At 52.4% G+C, this 24,648-nt stretch carries 16 protein-coding genes and 1 other RNA gene; 15 read left to right on the forward strand and 2 right to left on the reverse strand.

Translation table 11 applies throughout. The features are described from left to right. The coding region (locus tag HN413_02235; protein ID MBT3389208.1) for a hypothetical protein at positions 1-4,458 on the forward strand (4,458 nt) is incomplete at its 5' end. Between the two features lie 52 nt (positions 4,459-4,510). After that, a complete protein-coding gene (locus HN413_02240) occupies positions 4,511-4,945 on the forward strand; it encodes a hypothetical protein (protein MBT3389209.1) in 435 nt (144 codons plus the stop codon). Positions 4,946-5,050: 105 nt separating this feature from the next. Here HN413_02240 and HN413_02245 read toward each other — a convergent pair whose 3' ends face one another. Further along, positions 5,051-5,923, reverse strand: coding sequence for a pirin family protein (locus tag HN413_02245; protein MBT3389210.1), 873 nt, complete (start codon positions 5,921-5,923; stop codon positions 5,051-5,053). Between the two features lie 437 nt (positions 5,924-6,360). Here HN413_02245 and aspS point away from each other — a divergent pair, with 437 nt between their 5' ends. The 3 genes from aspS to ssrS all read left to right on the forward strand — a co-directional run bounded on the left by aspS (position 6,361) and on the right by ssrS (position 9,786). Next, on the forward strand, positions 6,361-8,127 hold the full coding sequence (gene aspS, locus HN413_02250; protein ID MBT3389211.1) for an aspartate--tRNA ligase: 1,767 nt from the start codon (positions 6,361-6,363) through the stop codon (positions 8,125-8,127). 70 nt (positions 8,128-8,197) lie between these two features. Further along, positions 8,198-9,541, forward strand: coding sequence for an asparagine--tRNA ligase (gene asnS / locus HN413_02255; protein MBT3389212.1), 1,344 nt, complete (start codon positions 8,198-8,200; stop codon positions 9,539-9,541). Positions 9,542-9,609: 68 nt separating this feature from the next. Continuing rightward, a non-coding RNA gene (gene ssrS, locus HN413_02260) (6S RNA) lies at positions 9,610-9,786 on the forward strand. Between the two features lie 114 nt (positions 9,787-9,900). Here ssrS and HN413_02265 read toward each other — a convergent pair. After that, positions 9,901-10,872, reverse strand: a complete 972-nt coding sequence (locus HN413_02265; GenBank protein ID MBT3389213.1) for a tyrosine-type recombinase/integrase — start codon at positions 10,870-10,872, stop codon at positions 9,901-9,903. Positions 10,873-11,319: 447 nt separating this feature from the next. Between HN413_02265 and HN413_02270 the strand changes: the two genes are divergently transcribed. From HN413_02270 to HN413_02315, 10 genes are all read left to right on the forward strand, one after another. Next, positions 11,320-13,812, forward strand: coding sequence for a PAS domain S-box protein (locus HN413_02270; GenBank protein MBT3389214.1), 2,493 nt, complete (start codon positions 11,320-11,322; stop codon positions 13,810-13,812). Positions 13,813-14,001: 189 nt separating this feature from the next. Next, positions 14,002-14,577 carry a TetR/AcrR family transcriptional regulator gene (locus tag HN413_02275; protein ID MBT3389215.1) on the forward strand — a complete coding sequence of 192 codons (576 nt, stop codon included), beginning with the start codon at positions 14,002-14,004 and terminating at the stop codon, positions 14,575-14,577. Further along, the gene (locus tag HN413_02280; GenBank protein MBT3389216.1) at positions 14,574-15,632 is read left to right on the forward strand and encodes an MBL fold metallo-hydrolase; all 1,059 of its coding nucleotides are present in this window, start codon (positions 14,574-14,576) and stop codon (positions 15,630-15,632) included. The genes HN413_02275 and HN413_02280 overlap by 4 nt, the downstream gene beginning before the upstream one ends. Before the next feature lie 21 nt (positions 15,633-15,653). After that, on the forward strand, positions 15,654-16,748 hold the full coding sequence (locus HN413_02285; GenBank protein ID MBT3389217.1) for an acyl-CoA dehydrogenase: 1,095 nt from the start codon (positions 15,654-15,656) through the stop codon (positions 16,746-16,748). A 13-nt stretch (positions 16,749-16,761) separates the two neighbouring features. Beyond that, positions 16,762-18,006 (forward strand): acyl-CoA dehydrogenase, encoded by a 1,245-nt coding sequence (locus HN413_02290; GenBank protein ID MBT3389218.1) that lies wholly within the window; start codon positions 16,762-16,764, stop codon positions 18,004-18,006. A 124-nt stretch (positions 18,007-18,130) separates the two neighbouring features. Continuing rightward, positions 18,131-19,306, forward strand: coding sequence for a phosphofructokinase (locus HN413_02295; protein ID MBT3389219.1), 1,176 nt, complete (start codon positions 18,131-18,133; stop codon positions 19,304-19,306). A gap of 53 nt (positions 19,307-19,359) precedes the next feature. Continuing rightward, positions 19,360-20,304, forward strand: a complete 945-nt coding sequence (locus HN413_02300; protein MBT3389220.1) for a hypothetical protein — start codon at positions 19,360-19,362, stop codon at positions 20,302-20,304. Positions 20,305-20,351: 47 nt separating this feature from the next. Continuing rightward, a complete protein-coding gene (locus tag HN413_02305) occupies positions 20,352-22,781 on the forward strand; it encodes a 3-hydroxyacyl-CoA dehydrogenase/enoyl-CoA hydratase family protein (GenBank protein MBT3389221.1) in 2,430 nt (809 codons plus the stop codon). A gap of 88 nt (positions 22,782-22,869) precedes the next feature. Continuing rightward, the gene (locus HN413_02310; GenBank protein ID MBT3389222.1) at positions 22,870-24,069 is read left to right on the forward strand and encodes an acetyl-CoA C-acyltransferase; all 1,200 of its coding nucleotides are present in this window, start codon (positions 22,870-22,872) and stop codon (positions 24,067-24,069) included. Positions 24,070-24,163: 94 nt separating this feature from the next. Beyond that, positions 24,164-24,493 (forward strand): SCP2 sterol-binding domain-containing protein, encoded by a 330-nt coding sequence (locus HN413_02315; GenBank protein MBT3389223.1) that lies wholly within the window; start codon positions 24,164-24,166, stop codon positions 24,491-24,493. The last annotated feature ends 155 nt before the right edge of the window (positions 24,494-24,648 follow it).

A 24,648-nucleotide genomic window follows, 5' to 3' on the forward strand; every position in this document is an offset into this window, starting at 1 on the left:
GTGAGCGGTTCCAGCAGCGTGGATGGCTACGCCGGGACAGATGGCTCTCTTGGCGTAGGCTTCGACAACTTCAACGCGTTGATCGGCAGCGCCTTCGCCGACACGCTGACCGGACCGGATGCTATCAATATCTGGAAAATGACCGCCGCCAATGCCGGATCGCTGAATGACACCCTGAGCTTTGCCTTGGTCGAAAATCTCAACGGAGCAGGAATGGCGGATGAATTCATCTTTGCTGATGGAGTTGGAATTTCTGGGGAAATCGATGGCGGCCCGGGCGGCAGCAACACCCTCAATTATAATGCGTATAGCCAATTAAATTCAATTGTCGTTGATCTTATCGCAGAGACGGCCACGGGAACCCTGCACATCCACAATATTCAACACATCATCGGTGGAAATGCAGCCGATACCCTTACCGGCGATGATGCTGCCAACTACATCACCGGCGGCCCGGGAAATGATGTGCTAACGGGGGGGCAGGGTGACGATACCTTCTTCTTTGGTGATGGTTGGGGCGAGGATACGGTCATCGAATTGCTCAACGGTGGCACTGATACCTTGGATTTCAGCGGCGTCACTCTCGACCTGACCTTCACATTATCGGGAGTACTTGAAATTACCGATGGCAGCGGCCAAAAAGTCAGCCACACCGCCGATAATTTCGAAGTTATGGTAGCTGGAAGCGGTGACGACACCTTTATTATCCTGGATACGATTACCTTTAGCGGCAGGCTTGATGGTAGCGCCGGAGCAGACACTCTCGACCTGAGTAACTATAACAGCAGTGTCTCCATGAGTCTGGGAACTTCCACGGTCACGGCTGGTGGCATCAGTCTGACGGTTGTAAACATTGAGCACTACAATGGCGGCAACGGAGACGACCTGATCATCAGCGGCAGTGAAGACGAATTGCTGGTGGGTGGGCCTGGCGATGACACCTATATCTTCAGTGATAACTGGGGTCAGGATACGGTGGTTGAAATCTCAGGCGGTGGCAACGATATTTTTGATTTCAGCGCAGTGACTCGAAACATCCAGTTCATTTTGGGGAGCATTATCGTCGATGACGGTTTTGGCAACCTGACTGTCTACACGGGCAGCAGCGTCGAAAAAATCATCGGCGGCGCAGGGGATGACACCATCATTTTCAGCGTAGATGGTGTGCAGTTGGCCGCTGGCGCTGGCACTATCGATGGCGGTCCCGGCCAGAACACCCTGGATTACAGCGCCTATACCACCACCGTCACGGTCGATCTGGCGGCTGGCACGGCCACAGGCACCGCAGGCATCAGTAATATTCAACATATTCTGGGCGGCAGCGGCGATGATTTTTTGAGCGGCAGTGATGGCGTTGACACTCTGTGGGGCGGTGCAGGGAATGATGTCCTCAGCGGCGGCGGTGGAAATGATACGCTCAATGGAGGTGAAGGCCAGGATCAATTATTTGGTGGCGCTGACGCGGATATACTCAACGGGGATGCTGGTAACGATACCCTCGACGGCGGCGCCGGGAATGATGCCCTGACCGATACGCGGGGCAATAATATTTTGCTTGGCGGCGATGATAATGACACCCTCATTGCGGGCGACGGTATGGATATCCTGCAGGGTGGCGTTGGTAATGATACCCTCAATGGCGGCGGCGGAAACGACCATCTCTTTGGCAATGCGGGCGACGACACCCTCGACGGCGGTGCTGGCGATGATAATCTCTCCGGTGGGGCTGGCAATAATACGTATCGTTTTGTGGGCAACTTTGGCACGGATACCATCATCGCTGCAACCGGCAACGATACCATCGATCTCTCGACCTTCTCCGTAGATTTCACCACCACGATCAGTGATAAACTGCTTGTCGAAGATGGCTCAGGCTCATCGATCAGCGCTTTGGGCGGCGAGATCGAATTAGTGAAGACCGGCAGCGGCGCCGACAGTTTCAATTTTGCGGGAAATGGCAGCCTGATTGGAACCATCGATTCTGGAACCGGTGAGGATCGGCTTAATTTTAGCCTTTATCTAAGCCCGGTGAGCGTCACCCTGAATAGCTCAGGAACCCAGGATGGCTGGGCCGGTTCTGCGAGTGTCTTGGGTGGCTTCGACAATATCGAGAAGCTTGTCGGCAGCGCCTTCAACGACGCGCTAACCGGTATGGATGTTTCTGCTACTTGGGATTTGACCACCGCGCCAGATCATCGCTATATCAGCAACGGTAGTTCCATAGACTTCACCAGCTTCGAGAATTTATTTGCGGGCAGCGCTGGTGATACCTTCCTGTTCGCTGGAAGCCAGGCGCTGAGTTTCTTTGGCCAGGATGGGGATGACCAGTTCATCTTCGCTGATCAGGCTGTACTGAATGGGATAATTGACGGCGGTGCAGGCAGCGATACTTTCGATTTGAGCGCTTACACCCCGGGCTTCGATGTTGTTCTCAGTGGAGCAGCCAGCGTCGATAGTTTTGTCGGTTCGATCTCCGGTTTGGTGAATCGCTTCCAGAACGTCGATACGATTATCGGCGGCAGCGGTGTCGATAGCCTGGTGGGTCTGAACGGGGTGAATACCTGGATTTTCGACGGGGATCGCAAATATCAGAACAGCGGCAAGACTCTGAGTTTCTCCGCCCTCGATAGCTTGCGCGGCGGCGGTGGTGCGGATACCTTCCTGATCAAGAGCAACCAAACTCTCAGCCTGGATGGCGGCGCAGGGGATGATATTTTCATCTTCACCAACAAGGCCGTGCTTACCGGCAGCGTCTCCGGTGGCAGCGGCTTCGATACCTTTGACTTCAGCAACTATGTCACGGCGACAACCGCTTCTGGTTTCGAAGTGCGCCTGGACCTGCGGACCGGGACAGCCAATTTCGCTCTGGGTGGAGCCGGTCAGGTTGAAAAGATTCTCGGCAGCATCGGCAGCGACTCCCTGGCAGGCGGTAGTTACCCGGTGGAATTCCACGGCGGCGATGGCGGCGATCTGCTAACCGGCGGCGATGGCGCAGACCTGCTTTACGGAGATGCCAACAACGATATTATTTTGGGCGGCAGTGGCAACGACACCATCTATGGCGGCCCGGGCATCGATCAGATCAATGGGCAACGTGGCACGGACACGATCTTCTTCTTTGATGATTGGGGCATCGATATCGTTGCGAATGATACTGGAGCCGCCGACGATATCATGGACTTCTCGGCCACCAGCAATGATCTCACGATGGTTTTGGGTAGTGTGGTCGCCAAGACTGGCAGCAATATTGCCGCCCATGCCGGTGGAATTATCAAACAGGTCATTGGCAGTCAGGGAAACGATACATTCATTGTTTCACCTGCCGGAACAAGTACTAATGTCAATGTTGATGGCGGCAGTGGCCTAGATGGACTGGATTACAGCCGTTTTCAGACCCCGGTGGAGGTGAACCTGACATTGAGAACTGGTCCAGGACTGGCAGGCTTCTCCAGCATCGAAAGTGTGCTTGGATCCAATTTTGATGATTATTTTGTTGGAGGCCCTGGCCTTGATATTATTTATGGCGGCGATGGGGTGGATACGGCAGTGAACGTACAATGCGGCATTGATATCTTGGTTGATGTTGAAAACTTCACTTGTGTTACCGCTTCTTCACATTCATCACCTTCTTCACTGCCAATACTTATTCCAGTGGGTGCCAATCTTTCCAGCCAACCACCGAAGATTATTGTTGTCTATCCGGATACCCTATGGGTCGAATTATCATCGGATGTCCCCACGGTTTTGATTGATGCATTGTCAGTTATGGGCGAGATCGATCAGATTAAATATCTCAGCCACATCTCTTGGGGTCCGCGCTTCGCCCCCTGGGTTGGAGATTTGGTTGAAATTCCACTCTATATTGGTGGCGATCAGGCCCTACTCGAACGTGTAGACCTTCCAATATTGGTGACAAACAGTTGGCGCATGATCCTGGGCGATGATAAAAGCTCCCATGTTTTGGCAGAGAAATTATCCCAGGATGAAGGTGGGCCGATTGGCGTATCGGACGAAGAGAATTGGGCCATCCACATGAGTCAGCCGTCTGGGGCGAAACAAAAAGCAAATTTGCGAGTGGGCACATTTGCCATTGCTGACGCTGATTTTTCGCTACAAGCATCGGGTATTGAAGTTGCTCAGTGGAAGTTTATCAAAGCCTTAACTCTTAGGGTGAGTAACAACGGCGAGGCCGTATCCTTGCTTGCCAGAAAAATAACGATCTCCTTCGCCTTGTCCGCCGAGATGCTTGAAAACGCGGTTGCGTTCGGCATCATGTACTACGATCCATTCACCGGTGACTATATTCTGTTAGAAGCTTCTCTACTCTACTGGGATGATGCTGCCAACGGCAGCTTGGGTGGCTGGTCTGAAGAGCCGCCATTCCCCGGTGCTACAGCTAGAATCTTCACCGATCAAAGCATTACCGGTACGTATGTGTTAGTAGCGTTGTCAGAATAATATACGTTCAATGTGAGTTCAAAGATATTCCATACAGTGTTAGGAGGATAAAATGAACAAGAAGGTCAGTTACGTGTTTTTGGGCTTGGTAACGGTTGCTGTTATATTGCTGGTAGGGTTTACACAACCAGCAATGGCTGCGTGGGCGCCGGGGGGACCTGTTGCACCGGCCGTTGAACCTGCAAAGGTGGAACACCCCTGGGTAGGCTTTGATAGCCTAAAGGGCATCGCCGGGAGCGCTGGTGCTGGAATGGTGTCATTTACATACAAGGGCTTAGACCTAGACCCTACACAGGCAACATTATCTATTGATGGGTTAGGTTCTTTCGCGTTACAAAACTTAGTTTGCGCCGCCGGCGTTTGTACGGGAGAAGTATCTGGATTGCCAACTGGCGCAGCGCCCCTATATTACACCGGCAAGCTATCCATCAATGATGGGGAACGCGTCTGCACAGCTTCAAAGTTACTTGTGCCCCCGTCGCCATAAGCAGCGGTTTTTGCCGAGCAATCGTGCAAGCAAATAACCTGCCCACCCTGTTGTTTTATAAAGCTGTAAGCGAAGCAACAGGGTGGGTTTTATTATTTTCCTGACTCATGTCCGACGCACAAATGTGCCATTGCGAAGATCAGCGAATGCCTGTTGAATTTCTTCTTGCGTATTCATCACAAATGGGCCATAGGGTGCGATTGGCTCTTTGAATGGCGCGCCAGCCATGAGCATAAAACGCGCCTCCGAATTCTCCTCGGTCTGGATACCCAGAATATCCCCATCTTCAAAGACCAGCATTTTAACAGAATCAACTCGCTCGCCGCGTCCGTCTTCATCCAATCCGCAGAATGCGGCCCCCTCAAAGAGATACGCAATCGCAAAGTGTCCAGCTTCCACTGGCAAATAAAACGCCGCCCCAGGGGCAAGCGACACATCCATATATAGGGGTTGTGCTTCAATTTCCGTGACGGGGCCGCGCACGCCTTCATATTCCCCCGCGACGACGCGCACGGAGATACCAGATTGCTCCACCGTAGGGATACTCTTGGCCTCGACTTCCTGGTAGCGCGGCGGGCTCATCTTTCGGGCGGCAGGCAGGTTGACCCATAATTGAAAGCCGTTGATGATGCCGCTTGACCCGCGTTGCGGCATTTCTTCGTGCATGATGCCGCGCCCGCTGGTCATCCACTGCACATCGCCAGGGCCGATCACGCCCATATTGCCCAGGCTGTCACGGTGGCGCACATTGCCCTCGAGCATATACGTAACCGTTTCAATGCCGCGGTGTGGGTGCGTGGGGAAGCCAACTGGCGGCCCTTCGATGGGGTCGTTGAAGGCAAAGTGATCGAAAAGCAGGAAGGGATCAAAAAGATTATCGCGCCGCGGTCCAAAAGAGCGCCGCAACAGCACGCCTGCGCCCTCAACAACAAGCTGCGGTTCAATGATTTCTTGTATTTTTCGGTGATAGTTACTCATAGGTTTGACTCCAGGAATTACGATAGAATATATCTGAATTATACTCGCGTTTTAAGACGAAGATATCCGAAGTCTCAGGAAGATTCTTTGCGGCCTGAACAGGCTGGTTTGTCTTGGCCGAAATAGTGGGGGAGCTGTACACCAGAAAAATGGCGCATCATATTGGCGCAAATGACTTCCGCCTCTGAAAAGCTGTGATATAATCCCGCTCATGAAAATTTGGCGTTTCGGCAATCCGGACAACAATAATAATAACAATGCCGCCGATGATCTTCATCGGGCGGTTTGTTGAAGGTTGCCAATTCACACAAATTGGTTTTTTTACTCAACAGTCGCCCGATGCAAATGCAAAGGGCGATTTTTCGTTCAAAGGACGTAATCCACTCGTCTGCTGAACGCGATGAATTGCTTAGCACTGATGGCTCTAGGAGAAACTCATGTACAAAACCCATACCTGCGGCGAACTGAACACCGCACACATTGCTCAAAAGATCACTCTGGCCGGATGGGTTCACCGGCGACGCGATCATGGCGGCGTCGCCTTTATGGATTTGCGTGACCGCTTTGGCCTGATACAAATTGTCACCAATGCCGATCTCTACCCGGAAGCACATCAGGCGATGATCCCTGTGCGCGCCGAGTGGGTGATTCAGGTCGAAGGGCTGGTGCGCGAGCGTCCAGAGGGTATGAAAAACCCCGAAATTTCTACTGGCGAAATTGAAGTCGAAGTCCTGGCCGTGAAAATTCTGAACCCAGCGAAAACGCCGCCCATTTACATCAATAAACAAGAAGAGATCGACGAGCAGGTGCGCCTGCGTTATCGTTATCTGGATTTGCGCACCGAGCGTATGCGCGGCAATTTAGTGCTGCGCCACAAGGTGGTCAAATTCATTCGCGATTATCTGGACGAGCGCGACTTCCTCGAGGTGGAAACACCGATATTATTTAAAACCACCCCCGAGGGTGCGCGCGACTATCTCGTCCCCTCGCGCGTACATCCGGGCGAATTTTATGCCCTGCCGCAATCGCCCCAGCAGCTCAAGCAATTATTGATGGTGGCTGGCATTGAGCGATATTTTCAGATCGCGCGCTGCTTCCGCGATGAAGATCAGCGCGGCGACCGTCAGCCGGAGTTCACCCAGCTCGATTTAGAAATGTCTTTCGTGGAGCGTGAAGATATTATGGCGCTGATCGAAGATATGCTCACTAGCCTGGTGGGGCAGGTGGTGCCCGAAAAGAAGCTGATGCAATCCCCGTGGCCGCGCTTCACCTATGACGAAGTGATGGCGCGCTTTGGCAAAGATAACCCTGATATACGCTTCGGCATGGAGTTAATCGATTTCACCGATTTGGCTTCGGCAAGCGGCTTCCGCGTGTTTGAGAGTGTGGCCTCCGAAGGCGGGCATGTGCGTGCCCTTAACGCCCGCGGGCTGGGTGATTACAGCCGCAAACAAATTGAAGAATTGACCGAGTTCGTTGGTCAGTATGGCGCCAGGGGGCTGGCTTATCTCGCTCTGACCTCCGCTGGCGAGCAGCGTTCTTCGTTTGCCAAATTTCTTTCTGAGGATATGTTGAACACTTTTATAACGCGCCTCGATGCCCAACCTGGCGACCTGCTGCTCTTCGTGGCGGCTGCGCCCGCGGTGGTCTTCGAGAGCCTGGGGCGCTTGCGCGAGCATCTCGGCGACCGCCTGGGCTTGCGCGATCCTAATCTGCTCGGTTTCTGCTGGGTGACCGACTTCCCCTTTGTGATGTGGAATTCCGACGAGCAGCGCTGGGATCCCAGCCATCATCTGTTCACATCGCCCATGCCCGAAGATTTACCCCTGCTCGATACAGACCCCGGCAAAGCGCGCGGCCAGCAATACGATATGGTACTCAACGGCTACGAAGTTGGCGGCGGTTCGATCCGTATTCACAACCGTGATTTGCAGGCCAAAGTCTTCAGCCTGATTGGCCTGAGCGACGAAATTGCCCAGGAACGCTTTGGGCATATGCTGGAAGCCTTTGAGTATGGCACACCTCCACATGGGGGCATCGCTCCCGGCATCGATCGCATCTGCATGATTCTGGCTGGCGAACCCAATATCCGTGAGGTAATCGCCTTCCCCAAGAATCAAAATGCCCGTGATGTTATGGGCAGCGCGCCCTCCCCGGTGGAAGCGGCGCAGCTCAAGGAATTACATATCGATTTGGATATATAATAGGCAGATGAGGTGTACTTGCACTTGTGCGCCTTACCTTGCAATGGCAACGACATCAAGAGGAGCATTTATGACCCCGTTAATTCGAGTAGAAAATATCGCTGATTATACTGAGCAGGAAATCCGCGTTCGCGGCTGGGTGTATAACCGCACGCGCAAGGGTAAGCTGGTCTTTTTGCTGGTGCGCGATGGCTATGGCTTTGTGCAATGCGTGGCCTTCAAGAGTGATTTGCCCGAAGAGACCTTTGAAGATATCGTGCGGCTGACACAGGAATCTTCGGTGGAGATCACGGGGATTGTGCGCGCCGAATCGCGCTCGCCCGGCGTTCCCGGCGGCTTCGAAATTGGTATTACAGGGTTGAAGATTTATCAAGTCGCTGCGGATGATTATCCGATGGCGCTCAAAGAACATGGGGTTGATTTTGCTCTTGATAATCGCCACCTTTGGTTGCGCATGCCCAGCCAGTGGGCAATCTTGCGCATTCGCGCCACTGTGCTCACCGCCATCCGTGAGTGGCTGGATATGAATGGCTATATCAATATGGACACCCCCATCATCACGCCGGCTGCCGCCGAAGGGACCACGACTCTTTTTGAAACTCCCTACTTTGATGAAGGCGCGGCTTACCTGGCTCAGACCGGGCAACTATACAACGAGGCCAATATCTTTGCTTTCAGCAAAGTATATTGTCTTGGCCCCACCTTCCGGGCGGAGAAATCGAAAACCCGCCGCCACCTGACCGAGTTCTGGATGGTGGAGCCGGAAGTGGCTTTTTGTGACCTCGATGAATTGATGGAAATCGAGGAGCAATTTGTTTCTCATATTATCCAGCGCGTATTACGCGATCGTCAACCCGAACTGGCCTCGCTGGAACGCGATACAACCATGCTCGAAAAAATTTCACCGCCGTTCCCACGCATTTCCTATGATGAAGCCGTTGAAATCTTAGCGAAACTACATGCGGAAACCGATGACCCCGAAGAAAAAGAACTCCTGGCCTTCGAGTGGGGCAGCGACTTTGGCGCACCCCACGAAACAGCCTTGACGCAACAATTCGAGAAGCCTGTTTTTGTGTATGGCTATCCCACTGTGGTGAAAGCCTTCTATATGGAACCCTGGCCTGGACGCCCTGAAGTGTGCAAGAGCGTTGATCTTTTAGCCCCCGAGGGATACGGCGAAATTATCGGCGGTAGTGAGCGCATCTCAAATCCGGAGAAATTGCTAGAACGCATTCACGACCACAATTTGCCCGAAGAAGCCTATCAATGGTATATTGATTTGCGTCACTTTGGCAGCGTGCCCCACAGCGGCTTTGGTCTGGGCATTGAACGCACGGTCTCGTGGATCTGTGGCATACATCATATCCGTGAAACAATCGCTTTCCCGCGTACCATCAATCGCGTATATCCCTAGTGACGAGTGAGCGTTTTAGCATAGAACAAACGTACCTTCCCACTCAATTTTTTTTGTGGTATAAGTTAAATACCCTGCTGTGTTCGTGATGCAGCCTTTGCGTTTTGAGCCAACACTTAACAATTACTGGCTCGAAATTACGTTCGTGACGCGATAGGCCTTGGCCAAGGCGGATCTAACGATGAGAGCCAATACCTGCGAGAGCAGGTTCAAAACTTAGCTGCACACGGCATGGTGGGGTTTCTTCTTTTCGGCAGAAAAAAAGACGGCTAATAGCCGTCTTTTTTTTTGGGACCGTGCTTATTAATTTGATTGCCAACGCACGCCACCCACATATTTTTGTATATTAATTTCTTCGCCTACTCAAAAATCTCAAAATAACCGCGATCTAACTCGTCATTTGCGAGATGGGCATACCGACTCGTGGTCTGAACATTGCTATGGCGGGCCAATTCTTGGGCAAGTTTGAGATTACCGCCCGAACCGCGTAGAACTGTTGTCACAAAATAATGACGGAAAGAATGTGGAGTTATCGTCCCCGCAGCCTGCTCGCCGAGCGCCTCTTGCACGCGCTGCTTGACAATATTGCGCCCTGTAGTAGTTGTCATGGGAAGCACTTTGCTGCCTGCGCGTTTATCATGGCGGGCAAAGAGGGGCAGGGAGGTCAGCGGGCGTCCAGAGGCGCCATCCAATTGCACGCGCGTGTTGAGATAAACTTTTAGCGCAGCTACAGCGCGCGATGAAAATCGCACAACTGCTTCTTTATCGCCCTTGCCAATGATAATCGCCCTGGCTTCGCTCCAATCTACATCGCCTCGCCGCATTCCACAGGCCTCGTGGACACGCAAGCCTGTGTCCGCCAGAGTCAATAAAAAGGCCCGGTCGCGCAAATGGCGAAGTTGCTCTCTTTCTCCTTCGAAGGGGAGATTAACCATATTAATTGCGTATAGTATTACTTTTTCAATATTTTCACGCGGGAATTGGGGCAATCGTTGACCAGGCCGGCGAGCGCGCTGTTTAATCAGCAGGCGCAGGCGGGGAAGGTTGATATCAGACAGTTTTTCAGCTGCCAGGTATTCATAAAAGCCAGTTGTTGCGGTGAGATACAGCCGTTCCGTGGCAGGCGCCGTATCCTTGAGCGCTGTAGCAAGCCACACAATGGCTTCTTCGCTGAGCTTTTCAATGGGCGTTTCTGCAGGCGGCAGTTTTTTTTCTTCCAGAATTTGCATAAAAACATTCAGAGCATTCGTATACGTGCGTGCAGTGTTCTCGCTACGCGACAGTTTCACGCTGTCTAAATAGGCCAAAGCAACCTGTATAATATTGTTCATGGCGATTCTCCAATTGTAATTTTAATACTTTCGATAATGATACTTATCGAAAGTAAAATCATTTTATCTCACAGACCATCCCCTGTCAAGGCAAAAAAGTAAAAATTTATAAAAAGGATTGCTTGGCGTAAATTAGAGAAAACCAACAGCGATAATTATAGCGATCTCTAATCTCATATTGAACAATTTTCTATTCAGCTCGTTCCCCTACCCCATTGGGCGAATAACTTGATTTTGCTGCTTTATCATTCACCATGGAAGATTTCTCTGAGCAGCATTTGCAAATAGTTCTGATGCATCTCGTTTTCCTTGATATTTGATATTATGTTACCATCGCACTACAATTATTCAATGTTTATTTATTTGGGATAATAAGAATTACATAGTGAGTGGATGGTTATGATTCAGGAAAACTCGCAAAAAACGGATATACCAGTGCAGTCAGATTTGCGTAGTCATATCGCAAATACGCTAACAACGATTGTGGATCGAAATTATATTTATACCAATTGCAATACTGCTTATTGTCAGGCAGTCAATAGAACTACGTCTGAAATAATTGGTCATTCTGTTGCGGAGATATGGGGAGCCAAGCAATTTGCTACCATGATCAAACATCGCTTTGAAGAGTGCTTCTCGGGTCAGGAAGTGCATGATTTTGTTTGGCTGAATATTCCTTCGCAGGGATGGCGCTATTCGCATGTACATTATCTGCCTTATCTGGATGCTACAGGAGCAATTACTCATGCTATCGTAATAACGCTCGATATTACTGCCCAAACCCGCACGGAAAGTGAAATTCAACTGCTCGCAAAATTCCCCAACGAAAACCCCAACCCGGTTATGAGGATTGCTAGCGAGGGGGCAATTATTTACGCAAACTCAGCAAGCCATGAATTGCTGGATTATTGGGGCTGTAAACTTGATGAACTCCTCCCCCTCGATTTGCGAAAGCTTGTAATCGAATGTCGCGAAGCAGGTCAGTCACGTAATCTTAACCTGGATATTAATGGGCGCTTTTTCACATTTACCCTCTTGCCAGTTGTCGACGCTGGCCATGTCAATATTTACGGGCGGGATATTAGTGCCCAAATTCAGGCTGAGCGACGCTATCATGTTTTGTTTGACAACGCTCCAAATGCCATCGTAGTCGCAGACCGGGCAGGCATCATCCAGCAAGTCAATCAACGAGTTGAGGCGCTATTTGGCCACACGCGAAGCGAATTGCTTGGAGAACATATTGACATACTCATTCCCGAAAATTTGCGTGAACGGCATCATTTGCATCACGACAAGTTCTATATAGCTCCCAACGAGCGAAAAGACGATCTCGGTATAGAACTCACTGCGCTCCATAAAAGTGGCGAGATCATTCCGGTTGAAATCAGCCTGAGCGCACTGGATACTCCTGAAGGCCAATTAGCTACGGTCATCATCCGCGATATTCGTGCTCGTAAACAAGCCGAAAGCGAAATAGTCAGGTTATCGCAAGTTGTTGAAGAAACCGCGGATGCTGTTGTGATTACTGACCGCGATGGTGTCATTCAATATGTCAATCCTGCTTTCGAATTAATGAGCGGCTATTCCAGCGCAGAATCAGTTGGCAACACGCCGCGGATTGTTAAGTCTGATAAACAAGGTGCCGCATTTTTCGAAATATTGTGGGGAACAATTCTCCAGGGAGATGCCTTCCGTGCCACAATCATCAATCAAAAGAAAAATGGCGAATTATTCTATGTTGATCAAGCCATCAATCCGATTTGTGATGAAAAAGGAATAATCACGCATTTTGTTTCAACGGCGAAAGACATTACCGAGCGCATCAAAGCAGAAGATGAAATCCGCCGCCGTGCGGCGCATTTTGAAGCCCTCCACAGAATTGATGTAGCCATTTCTGGCAGCATGGATATTGATGTCACACTTAACATTCTAATTGAGCAAGTTGTTCGCCAGTTGGATGTAAATGCGGCTATGGTATCTATCTTCAACCCGCTTAGTCTTAGACTTGAAGCGGGTGTCAATACCGGATTCATAAATCCAAATCGCTATATCTCCAACCAAAGCCCTTTTGCCAAGAAAATCATTGCTGAGCGAATGATTATTTCCATTCCAAAGCTAATCGATTCGGCGGAAAACGAAGTGCTCTCCCATTTATTACATCAGGAACTTTTTGTCAGTTATTTTGGCATTCCGCTGATTGCCAAGGGAGAAATGCAAGGGGTTCTGGAATTATTTACGCGCAAACAAATCGCTGCGGACACAAGTTGGCTTGACCTGCTTCGCGCCATGGCAACACAAGCCGCTATCGCGATCAACAATGCCAGCCTGTTTGTCAACCTGGAGCGCTCAAATTTCGAATTAGCCCACGCGTACGACATCACGCTCGAGGGCTGGGCGCGCGCGCTTGAGCTGCGCGATCAGGACACAATTGGGCACACCCGCCGTGTAACGGCCCTTACGGAACAATTAGCCCGCAAAATAGGATACTCATCCCAATTACTAACTCATCTACGGCGCGGCGCGCTGCTACATGATATTGGCAAAATGGGCATCCCTGACCGCATATTGCATAAACCCGGCAAGCTCACCGAAGAAGAATGGGAGATCATGCGGCAGCATCCGGTGCTGGCCCATGAAATGCTCTCCCCGATACGCTTTCTGCACCCTGCTCTGGATATTCCGTATTGCCACCATGAAAAATGGGATGGCTCGGGATATCCCCGCGGGCTGAGCGGCGAAGAGATTCCTTTGGCGGCGCGTATCTTCGCCATAATCGACGTTTGGGACGCACTGACTTCGGATCGCCCCTACCGCGCAGCCTGGTCGCGCGAAAAAACCAAAACGCATATTCGTTCACAAAGTGGCCACCATTTCGATCCTCAGGTGGTCAGCGCCTTTTTTAAGCTTGACATACTTTTCTCTGAAGATTTATCGGATTAAAGAAATAGAGTTGCTCGCAATAACTACTCCCCCACCAGAAGCGGGGAAAAGTCGCAAAAAAGTGTGTACATAGGGCTTCTACGCCCTATGTACACACTTTTTTGCGAAAACTAGATTTCCCCCAGAATTGACTCGCAACAAAATTCTATGATATACTCTCCCTACCGACCGGTCGGTAGGGAGAGTGCTATGTCCAAACAACTGATCCTCGAAGCTGCCGCGCAAATCTTCAGCCAGAAGGGCTATCACGCTACTTCGATGCAAGATATCGCCAGCGCGGTTGATCTCAAAAAAGCCAGTCTGTATCATCATATTTCCAGCAAGCAAGAAATTCTGTTGGCGCTGCTTAACCAGGCGCTCGATCTTGTTATTGCACAAGTCAATGAAGCGTTGAGCGTAGAAGCCCCCTACCCCGAAAAATTACGCCGCGCTATGCGCACGTATCTCGAAACCCTGGTTGCAAACCGCGAGCTTTCTGCGGTGCTGCTCTTCGAGTATCGTTCGCTGGAAGGCCAACGCTTTAGCCAGCACACGATCCGGCGTGATCGCTTTGAGCGTTTGTGGCGCGATCAAATTCAATCTGGTGTCGATGCCGGCATCTTTCGATGCCAAGCGCCCGCCCAGGCTGCTCGCGCCCTCTTGGGTATGATGAATTGGACCATCACCTGGTATCGCCCCGAAGGCCCCTCCTCCCCACAAGAAATCGCCGACCAATACGCCGGGATGCTCATCAATGGTTTGCTCACGCGCGAGGTCGTGGCATGAGCTATTCAAGCTATGTAACCGTGCGTCAACGTGCCCAAAGCCATGCTGTGCGTTTTTTCGAGAGCAGCCGCGGGGCGCGCATTGGACAAATCCCGCTGGAAGCCTTCCCTGATTTTTGGGTTTATGCCTATCTGGTTTTTGTGGATGAATGGCGCATTTTGATCGATACTGGTTCCGGATTTGGGGAGAATAACCGTCACCTGGAAGATGGGTTGGCTGCCGCAGCCGAGGCCTGGCAGCAGCCCCTGGGCTTTGATTCGCTCACCCACATCCTGATTACGCACGGCCATATCGACCACTTTGGCGGGCTGTCGTTTGTGCGCGAAAAAAGCGCCGCCCCTATCGGCATTCACGAACTCGACCGGCATAACCTGACTCATACCGAAGAACGACTGGCCGAAGTTGCCCGCCGCATGGCGTGTTTTCTCGCCGACGCGGGTGTTCCTGAAGATAAAGCCGGGCAATTGGTCGAAATCTATAAGCTCACCAAGCTCGATTACCAGCCCGGCCGCGTCGATTTTACCTACGAGGCCGCTGGCATGAAACTTGGCCCCTTTGAAATGTTGCATGTCCCAGGACATAGCGCCGGGCATGTTGTCATTCGTCTGGATGATGTGCTCTTTTGCGGCGATCATGTCCTCGCCGAGATCAGCCCTCATCAGGCGCCCGAGGGACTAACGCTCAACACCGGGCTGAGTCACTACCTTCAATCCCTGCAATCCCTACTGGGCTGGGCGACGAATATCCGCCTGACACTGGGCGGCCATAACGAACCCATCCACGATTTAGCGGGACGCATTGCCGAAATTCAGGAAATCCACCGGAAAAGGCTCAACGAAATTCTGGCTCTGCTCACCGATCCGCACACGATTGCAGAAATATCCCACCAATTATTTGGCGAGGTGCATGGCTATAACGTGCTATTGGCCCTGGAGGAGGCTGGCGCACACGTGGAATATTTGCACCAACGCGGCTTGCTGCGAATCGCAAACCTGAATGAATTCACGAATGGCGGCGGGCATACACCCATCCGCTATCAGACATTATTGGATTAGACCTACCCCAAGGAGGTACCTATGTATTCTTTCAAGCCTTCGGAAGAACAACAAATGCTGATCGATGCCCTCAAGCGCTATGCAATGGACGATTTGCGCGCCGCGGCGCGTGACGCCGAAGAAGAAGGCCATTTACCTGTCGATCTGGTCGAAAAAGGCTGGGAGCTGGGCTATTTGCAAGCCTCTATCCCCGAAGACTACGATGGCTTTGGCGAACGCTCGGCGGTTACGGGCGCGTTGGCCGTTGAAGAACTGGCGTATGGCGATCTGGCTGGCGCGCTGGCGGTTATGACCCCGGGGCTGTTTGCCACGCCAATTTTACTGGCCGGAAGCGAAGCACAGAAAAAGGCCTATATTCCTCCGGTCATCGAAATGGAATGGAAGCCCTTCACTGCCGCGCTAATGGAGCAAAAATTTGACTTTGACCCCAATGATCTGGCTACCACTGCCGCCATTGATGGCGATAGCGTAGTGATCAATGGCGAAAAGTCGTATGTACCCTACGCAGACGGCGCTGAAGCGATGCTGGTGTATGCTAATCTGGCTGGGACTACGCAAGGCTTCATCGTCCCCGCAGGCACTGAAGGCGTGGTCGTTGGCGAGCGCCAAAAGTTGCTCGGCCTGAACGCGTTGCCTTTTTATACCGTGCGCTTCGCGAATGTGAGTGTGCCGCTCGAAAATCGCCTGGGCGGATCAGGCGGGCACGATTTCGCGCCGATATTGGCCGCTTCAAATGTTGCCCTCGCCGCGATGGCAATTGGCGTCTCGAATGCCGCCCTCGACTATGCCGTGGAATATGCCAAAGACCGCGATGTATTTGGTATGAAAGTGGCCCAAAAGCAGGCGATTGCCTTCATGATCGCTGAAATGGGCACCGCGATTGAGGCTATTCGCCTGTTGGTGTGGGAAGCGGCCTGGATGATTGATGGCGGCAATCCTGAAGCTAACAAACAAGCCTATCTGGCGCTTTCTGGCGCGATGGATACGGCCATGATGGTGACAGACCGGGCTGTGCAAATTTTGGGCGGCCACGGCTATATCCGCGAGCATCCGGTTGAAATGTGGATGCGCAGCGGGCGCGGTTTTGCAACCTTCAACGGGTTAGCGATTGTGTAGGAGGAAACAAATAATGATTGATTTTGAAACCCCAAAACCCATAGAGCAACTTAACACCGTTGTTGAAACGGTTGCCGTGAATATGATGCGCACGGTTTCGCGTGAGATGGATGAGAATGAACACGCGATTCCCTGGGATTTTATCAATTTTATGCACACGGCGGTGAAATCGATGGGCGGCACTTCCATGGCACCCGATTCGGAGAAAAAGGATGCCGAACCCAAAGAGAAGCGCCCCCCCATCGGCTATCAGCGCCTGGGACATATGGTCGAAATGCTGGCCTGGGGCGACGCCGGGATGTATCTCTGCATCCCTGGCGGGATGCTCGGATCTGCAGCCATAGCGGCTGCTGGAACCCCCGAGCAGAAAAAACGTTTCCTGAGCCGCTTCATGGGCAATAAGCCCGTTTTCGATGGCATGGCGATGACCGAGCCGCAAGCTGGCTCAGATACATCAGCGATCCGGGCGACTGCCGTACTCGACAAGGATACGAACGAGTGGATTCTCAACGGCGAGAAAATTTTTGTCACTGCCGGGCAAAAAGCGCTGGTTGAATCGGATGGCTTTGTCGTCGTGTGGGCCACGATTGATCCTGAAGCCGGGCGCGGTGGAATGCGCTCATTTGTGGTTGAAGCAGGGACTCCCGGCTGCAAGGTGACCAAGCAAGAGCACAAATTGGGCATCCGTGCCAGCGATACCGTTTCGATTGTATTTCAAGATTGCCGCATCCCCTTTGAAAACATCCTTGGCAGCCCCACGGTTGAGAAGACCACCAAGGGTTTCAAAGGCGCTATGGCAACCTTCGATGCAACCCGCCCGATCATCGCTGCTCAAGCTGTGGGCATCGCTCGCGCCACCCTGGAATTACTTAAGGAAATCCTCGCCGAAAATGGCGTTGAGATTCGTTACGGACTGCCACGGCAGAAATTAACCAGCGTTGAGCGCGATGTCATCGAAATGGAAGTTATGTTGCGTTCGGCCTGGTTGCTCACACTGGAGGCGCTGTGGATGGCAGATAATAAGCTGCACAATCCAAAAGAAGCCTCGATGGCAAAAGTTTATGCCGGCGATATCGTTGTTAAAATCACCCAAAAAGCCGTAGAAATTCTCGGTCCGCTGGGATACAGCCGCGAACTACTGCTCGAAAAGTGGTTCCGTGATGCCAAGATCACCGACCTGTACGAAGGCACCGGCCAGATCAATCGTCTGGTGGTGGCGCGTAATATGCTCGGTTATCGCGGCAGTCAATTGAGATAATAGCATTACCGAATTGGTCCCTAAATCGCTTCCTGTAAGAGTCCTGAATTGCGGTAAAATTTGCCATGATTAAAAACCAACCCAATTATCACCAAGGTTTCAATAAATCCAGGAGGTCTTTATCATGACGGAGAAACGCCGCGTAGGAATTCTAACAGGTGGAGGCGATGTGCCTGGCCTGAATGTCGCCATCAAGGCTGTGGTAAAACGCGCCCAGGAACACGAGCACGATGTCGAAATTATCGGTTTGCGGCGGGGCTGGGGTTCTGTGGTTAACATCAACCCCGATGACCCCGCAACAATTGCTGAACTCATCGAACCGCTCGACGAAGGGCGTGTGCGCACCATAGACCGTACCGGCGGAACATTCTTGCACACATCCCGCACCAACCCATCCAACATGAAGCCGGAAGACATTCCCGACTTCGTGGCCGCAGAAGACCGTGTAGAAAAAGAAGACGGCCGCATTGACATCACCCGATACGTACTCAAAGTTCTCGACTTTCTCAACCTGGATGCTCTCATCCCCATCGGCGGAGACGATACCCTCAGTTACGCCGCCCGCATGCACGAAGAAGGCTTTCAAGTCGTCGCCATCCCGAAGACGATGGATAATGATGTCTTCGGGACCGATTACTGTATCGGATTTTCTACCGCAGTAACTCGTTCGGTAGAAAACATTACCGCCGTGCGCACCGTTTGCGGCTCGCATGAGCGCGTCGGCGTGGTGGAATTGTTTGGCCGCAACTCTGGCGAGACATCACTTTTTGCAGCTTATCTAGGCGATGTAGATCGCGCTGTCATCTCCGAAGTGCCTTTTGACCTTGATGTACTGATTGATTTTCTCAAATCTGACCGCAAACGCAACCCATCGCATTATGCCATCATGACCATCTCTGAAGGGGCTTTTCCCATCGGCGGTGAGATCGTACAATCCGGCGAAGCGGATGCCTACGGGCATCAAAAACTGGGTGGTATTGGTCAGATGGTTGCTGAGGAAATCAAGAATCGTGCTGGTATGCATACGGTCTATCAACAATTGGCCTATCTAATGCGCTCCGGTTCCCCCGATTCGCTCGATCGCATGGTTGCTGTTTCATTTGGCAATTTGGCGTTCGACCAGGTCGTACTGGGACATACGGGCCGCATGGTGGCGCTGCAGCAAGGCAATTACACTACTGTGCCGCTACCGATGGTCATTTCGGCCAAGAAGACGGTTGATGTCGCCGCACTTTACGACGCCAAGAATTACAAGCCCAGAGTCAAAGATATGCTGGGCAAACCCATGTTCATGTACTAAGAGTGTTAGACCTCCGAGGTCTTCAAGACCTCGGAGGTTTGCGGATGAATTTAATGATACCGAAATATCGAATTGGCATCGCTGTTATTCTGCTGGCTGCGCTCATCTCTGGGTGTAGCCTGGCAGATGCTATGCAGGCGATTCCCTGGCTGAATCCGACGATTACGTCTACGCCAACGGCATCCCTCACACCCACGTCTACCCGCACACTGGTGACGTTCAACCGGTGGACCAATACGCCAGAATCGAATATTACGGTATTACCCGAAGCGATTGACGATCGCGCTACCTGGACCCCCATCCCGACCAATACGTTGCGTCCTTCATGGACACCTGAGCCAACCGAGACTTTACGCCCCACCCGGACAACGACATACACGATGACGCCTTCGATTACGCCATCTCCGACGGACACCCCCGAAGTCGTCCGCTTCATCAACGAAACATTCTCCAGCCCCAATGCAATGTGGTATCAAGCATATGGTTCAAACTGGCGAACTTACTTCCATGCTACCAAAGATGTATTTGCGATGAAGGTCATTGAACCCAATGTGGAAATCACGGTCTCACACTCGATCTTGATCTTGAACGAAGTGCGTATCGAGGCTGATATTTCTACCAACCGGGGCAGCGGGTATTACGGCTTCAATTGTCGCGAATCGGAGACCAATTACTACACATTGTTCATTACGACCGACGGGTATTACGGGTTAGGGCAAACGCTCAACGGGAAAGTTGAATTCATCTATTATGCGGCTTCCCCGGCTATAGATCCGACCCCTGGCGTGTACAACCACGTCCGGGCGGAATGCCGCGGGAATACGCTCACGCTCTGGGCAAATGGCGTTCTTCTGGTGCAAAAAGAAATCGAGTCGCTTGCGGCTGGTTACACGGGTATGATGACAGGCACACGCTGGGATGACGATAATGTTGTCGCGCACTTCGACAACTTACAGGTTTGGGGACCAATTACTACTTCTGCAACCCCCACCCCTTAGGGTGGTGGACTTACGCAAATAGAGCGTTTCAGATTAGGAGGCCACGTATGACTTATAAAGTCAATCGCGCAGTGGTCATCGGCTCCGGCACTATGGGGGCGGCATTAGCCGCTCACCTGGCAAATGCTGGCGTTCCTGTGACCCTGCTAGACATTGTCCCCCGGGAATTGACCGAGGCAGAAAAAGCCAAAGGCCTGACCCTGGAAAATCCCGCCGTGCGCAACCGCATTGTCAACGCCGGATTGCAAGCCGCGGTTAAATCACGCCCAGCCAGCTTTTTCGCTAAAGACCTGGCTGAAATGGTCGCCACCGGCAACCTGGAAGATGATTTCGACGTTATCGCTGAAGCCGATTGGGTGATTGAAGCGATTATCGAAAATTTGAAAATCAAACAAGATTTGATGGCGCGCATCGACGCCATTCGCGCGGAACATTGCATCATCAGCACGAACACCTCGGGCATCCCCGTCGCTGATATTGCGGCAGGCCGCTCAGAGGGATTCCGACAGCACTTCCTCGGCACACACTTCTTCAATCCGCCGCGCTATCTCAAATTGCTGGAGATCATCCCCACCGCGGAGACCAGCCCCGAGGTCGTCCGTTTCATCAGCCATTTTGGTGAGTATCGCCTCGGCAAAGGCATCGTCCCCTGTAAAGATACCCCCAATTTCATCGCCAATCGGCTTGGCTTCGGCAGCGGTGCCTTCACACTCGATTATGTTCTCGAGCATGGCTACACCATCCCCGAAGTAGATGCTATCACCGGCCCGCCAATGGGCCGCCCTAAAACCGCCACCTTCCGCCTGATCGACCTGGTAGGTGTGGATGTTTGGGAGCATGTCGGTACAAATTTGGCGGCAGCCATCCCCCACGATGCGCACGCCTTGAAATATCTCAATTCCGACAAAGCTAATAACCTGATCCACAATATGGTCGAAAAAGGCCGTCTGGGCAATAAAACCAAACAAGGCTTTTTCAAGGTTGTCAAGAAAGCTGGCGGCAAAGAATTCTGGTCGCTCAATCTCGAAACGTTGGAATATGAACTCCCCGAAGGCAAACCACGCTTTGATTCGATTGGCGCAGCCAAAGGCAAAGAGACATTGGCCGAAAAGCTCGAAGTGCTGTTGGCCGCGGATGACCGCGCTGGGCAACTTGTGCAAGCCATGACCTATCAGGGTCTGGCCTACGCCTCCGAGCGCGTTCCCGAAGTGGCCGATACCCCCAAACCCATCGACGATGCTATGCGCTGGGGCTTCGGACATCAGGCTGGCCCCTTTGAAACCTGGGATATGATCGGTGTTGCCAAAGCCAGTGCGGCCATGAAAACTGCCGGATTTGCCCCCGCGCCCTGGGTGGCCGAGATGCTGGCAAAAGGCTTTGAGACGTTCTACCAGTACGAGGGAGACCAGAAAGTCGGCGCGTACAACCCCGGGCTGGCTGCCTACGAAAAGATTATTCGCACACCGGGCTTGATTCTGCTCAATGAGCAAAAAGATGCCGGGAAGATTGTTGCCCAGAACCCCGGGGCGACTCTGGTGGATATTGGCGACGGCGTAGCCTGCGTTGAATTCCAGACCAAAATGAACACCATTGACGACGATCTGCTGAAGATGATGAACGAAGCCATGGATCGCGCCGAAGCAGGCGAATTTGAGGGCCTCGTCATCAGCAGCGATCACGATCGCGCTTTCTGCGCCGGAGCGAATCTGTTCGGCGTGGTGATGGCCGCGCAAAACGGCATGTGGGATCAACTCGAAGGCATTGTCAAGATGCTGCAAGATACCATGATGCGTGTGCGTTACTGTCCCAAGCCGGTGGTTGTGGCCCCCTTTGGGCTGACCCTGGGCGGCGGCGGCGAAATTACCATGCACGGTAGCCGAGTTGTAGCCGCAGCCGAGTTGTATATCGGCCAGGTTGAATTGGGCGCGGGCGTGATCCCCGCGGGCGGCGGCACCAAAGAGTTGCTGCGCCGCATTGTCAACCCGCCCATGCGCGTCAAAGATGTCGAAGTGTTACCCTTTATGCAGAAAGTATTTGAACTGATCGGTATGGCAACGGTTGCTACCAGTGCAGTAGAAGCCCGGCAGTATGGCTTCCTGACCGATGCAGATCGCATTGTACTGAACCGCGAGCATCTGCTGACCGAAGCCAAGAAAGAAGTGCTGCACATGGTCGATATTGGCTACCATGCACCGGCGCGCGAGAAAATCTACGCCGCTGGGCGCGATTTACTGGCTGCCTTGCGGGCTGGAGTCCATATGTTTGCGCAGGGCGGTTTTATCACCGAATATGAGGCCGTTATCGGCGAGAAGATGATCTTCGCCATGACCGGCGGTGAACTCAGCCAGGCAGCCTGGGTCGATGAGCAATATATTCTCGACCTGGAGCGCGAGGCATTTCTCTCTCTATGTGGAGAGGAGAAGACTCAGGCGCGCATGTGGAATTTGCTGCAAACCGGTAAAGTATTGAGGAATTAGGCGATTAGGTAATCAGGTAACTGGGAACCCCCGTTTCCTAAGCGCCCAATTGCCTACTTATCCCAATCTCTGCTACAGGAGAAAAACTATGTCCAAACGAGACCCCAAACACGATCCCGTCATCGTTGCAGCGGCGCGCACGCCAATTGGCAAGGCCAAGCGCGGCAGTCTGGCGACTGTTCGCCCCGAAGAAATGGCCGCGGCGGTGATAAAAGAATTACTCAAACGGGCCGAACCCCTCAAGCCCGAAGAAATCGACGATATGGTGATTGGCTGCGCTTTCCCCGAAGGCTATCAGGGCATGAATATGGCCCGCCTGATCGGCTTTCAGGCCGGGTTGCCCATCTCGGTTCCGGCGGAAACGATCAACCGTTTTTGCTCGTCGGGATTGCAGAGCATAGCCCACGCAGCTTTCGCTATCATGGCCGGTCAAATCGAAGTCGCCATCGCCGGCGGCGTCGAATCGATGAGCATGGTGCCGATGACCGGCTTCAAATTTGCTCCTTCCCCGCATTTGGCAGTGCATTATCCCGAGGCCTTCACCAATATGGGTCTGACGGCTGAAAATGTTGCCGATCAATATGGCGTTAGCCGTGAAGACCAGGATGCCTTTTCGTATCGCAGCCACCAACTGGCCCATGCCGCGGTGACGTCCGGACGCTTCGACCCGGAGCTGGTTCCCATGGAAGTAGAAGTTACCACCCCTGGGAGCAACGGCCAACCCAATATCAAGAAATTCACCTTTTCGCGCGATGAAGGCCCCCGGGCCGATACAACCATCGAGGCGCTGGGCCGTCTCCGAGCCGTCTTCAAAGAAGGCGGCACCGTCACCGCCGGATCATCCTCTCAAATGTCGGATGGCGCGGCGGGCGTTGTGATCATGTCGCTCGCCAAAGCTGAAGCCCTGGGACTTAAACCGATTGCGCGCTTCACTTCCTTTGGTGTGGGCGGAGTACCGCCTGAAATCATGGGCATTGGCCCAGTGGCGGCTGTCCCGAAGGCGCTCAAAATCGCCGGAATGTCGCTGGCCGACATCGGCCTGATTGAACTCAATGAAGCCTTCGCCGCGCAGGGCTTGGCAGTAATGCGCGAATTGGGCATGAACCCGGAAATCACCAATGTCAATGGCGGCGCGATCGCTCTGGGACATCCCCTGGGCGCGACAGGCGCGAAACTAACCACCCAACTGCTCTACGAAATGGGACGCCGCGAGACCGAATTTGGGATGGTCACCATGTGCATCGGCGGCGGCATGGGCGCTGCGGGTATCTTCGAGAATATGAATTAGCGGAAAGCCGAAGGCAAGCAGCAGCGAGCGTATTGGTTTGGCGTTTTCTGCTTCCTGCTCCATGCTTTCCATTCCACAAACAGGAGTTTATACAATGTCAGATTTCACCGTAAAAGAATTGATCTTCAACCACGAAAAAGCCTTCCGTGCCGACAAAGCGACAGGCGTAGAAGCCATCATCCAATATCACCTCACCGGTGATGAGAGTGGCGACTTCGTCATCAATATCAAAGACGGCGCCTGCACTGTCGAAGAAGGCACCACCGATCAGGCCACCATGACCCTCACCGCCGACGGACGCTATTTCGGCGATGTGCTGCTCGGTAAAGAGGACGGCATGAAGGGCTTTATGCAGGGTAAGCTCAAACTCGCTGGGGACCTCAACCTGGCAATGAAGTTGACCAGCTTCTTCAAGATGGGCTAGCGGTAATAAAATTCCAGCTATTGGCAAACAGGGTGTACAGCCTGTGAGGTACGCCCTGTTTGCATTTTATGTAGTTACTCCAAAACAAATATGAAAAGATTGCATGTTGCTCACTTCACCAACATGTACCATCCGGTGATTAACGGTGTGGTGCG

Source organism: Chloroflexota bacterium, from assembly GCA_018648225.1.
GTDB lineage: Bacteria > Chloroflexota > Anaerolineae > Anaerolineales > UBA11858 > NIOZ-UU35.

Bases quoted from the DNA above. Each gene is read 5' to 3' on its own strand.
- HN413_02290 (MBT3389218.1), top strand. From the start codon at position 16,762: ATGATTGATTTTGAAACCCCAAAACCCATAGAGCAACTTAACACCGTT.
- HN413_02275 (MBT3389215.1), top strand. From the start codon at position 14,002: ATGTCCAAACAACTGATCCTCGAAGCTGCCGCGCAAATCTTCAGCCAG.
- HN413_02315 (MBT3389223.1), top strand. From the start codon at position 24,164: ATGTCAGATTTCACCGTAAAAGAATTGATCTTCAACCACGAAAAAGCC.
- HN413_02265 (MBT3389213.1), bottom strand. From the start codon at position 10,872: ATGAACAATATTATACAGGTTGCTTTGGCCTATTTAGACAGCGTGAAA.
- HN413_02305 (MBT3389221.1), top strand. From the start codon at position 20,352: ATGACTTATAAAGTCAATCGCGCAGTGGTCATCGGCTCCGGCACTATG.
- aspS (MBT3389211.1), top strand. From the start codon at position 6,361: ATGTACAAAACCCATACCTGCGGCGAACTGAACACCGCACACATTGCT.
- HN413_02245 (MBT3389210.1), bottom strand. From the start codon at position 5,923: ATGAGTAACTATCACCGAAAAATACAAGAAATCATTGAACCGCAGCTT.
- HN413_02240 (MBT3389209.1), top strand. From the start codon at position 4,511: ATGAACAAGAAGGTCAGTTACGTGTTTTTGGGCTTGGTAACGGTTGCT.
- HN413_02295 (MBT3389219.1), top strand. From the start codon at position 18,131: ATGACGGAGAAACGCCGCGTAGGAATTCTAACAGGTGGAGGCGATGTG.
- HN413_02300 (MBT3389220.1), top strand. From the start codon at position 19,360: ATGATACCGAAATATCGAATTGGCATCGCTGTTATTCTGCTGGCTGCG.
- HN413_02280 (MBT3389216.1), top strand. From the start codon at position 14,574: ATGAGCTATTCAAGCTATGTAACCGTGCGTCAACGTGCCCAAAGCCAT.
- HN413_02285 (MBT3389217.1), top strand. From the start codon at position 15,654: ATGTATTCTTTCAAGCCTTCGGAAGAACAACAAATGCTGATCGATGCC.
- asnS (MBT3389212.1), top strand. From the start codon at position 8,198: ATGACCCCGTTAATTCGAGTAGAAAATATCGCTGATTATACTGAGCAG.
- HN413_02310 (MBT3389222.1), top strand. From the start codon at position 22,870: ATGTCCAAACGAGACCCCAAACACGATCCCGTCATCGTTGCAGCGGCG.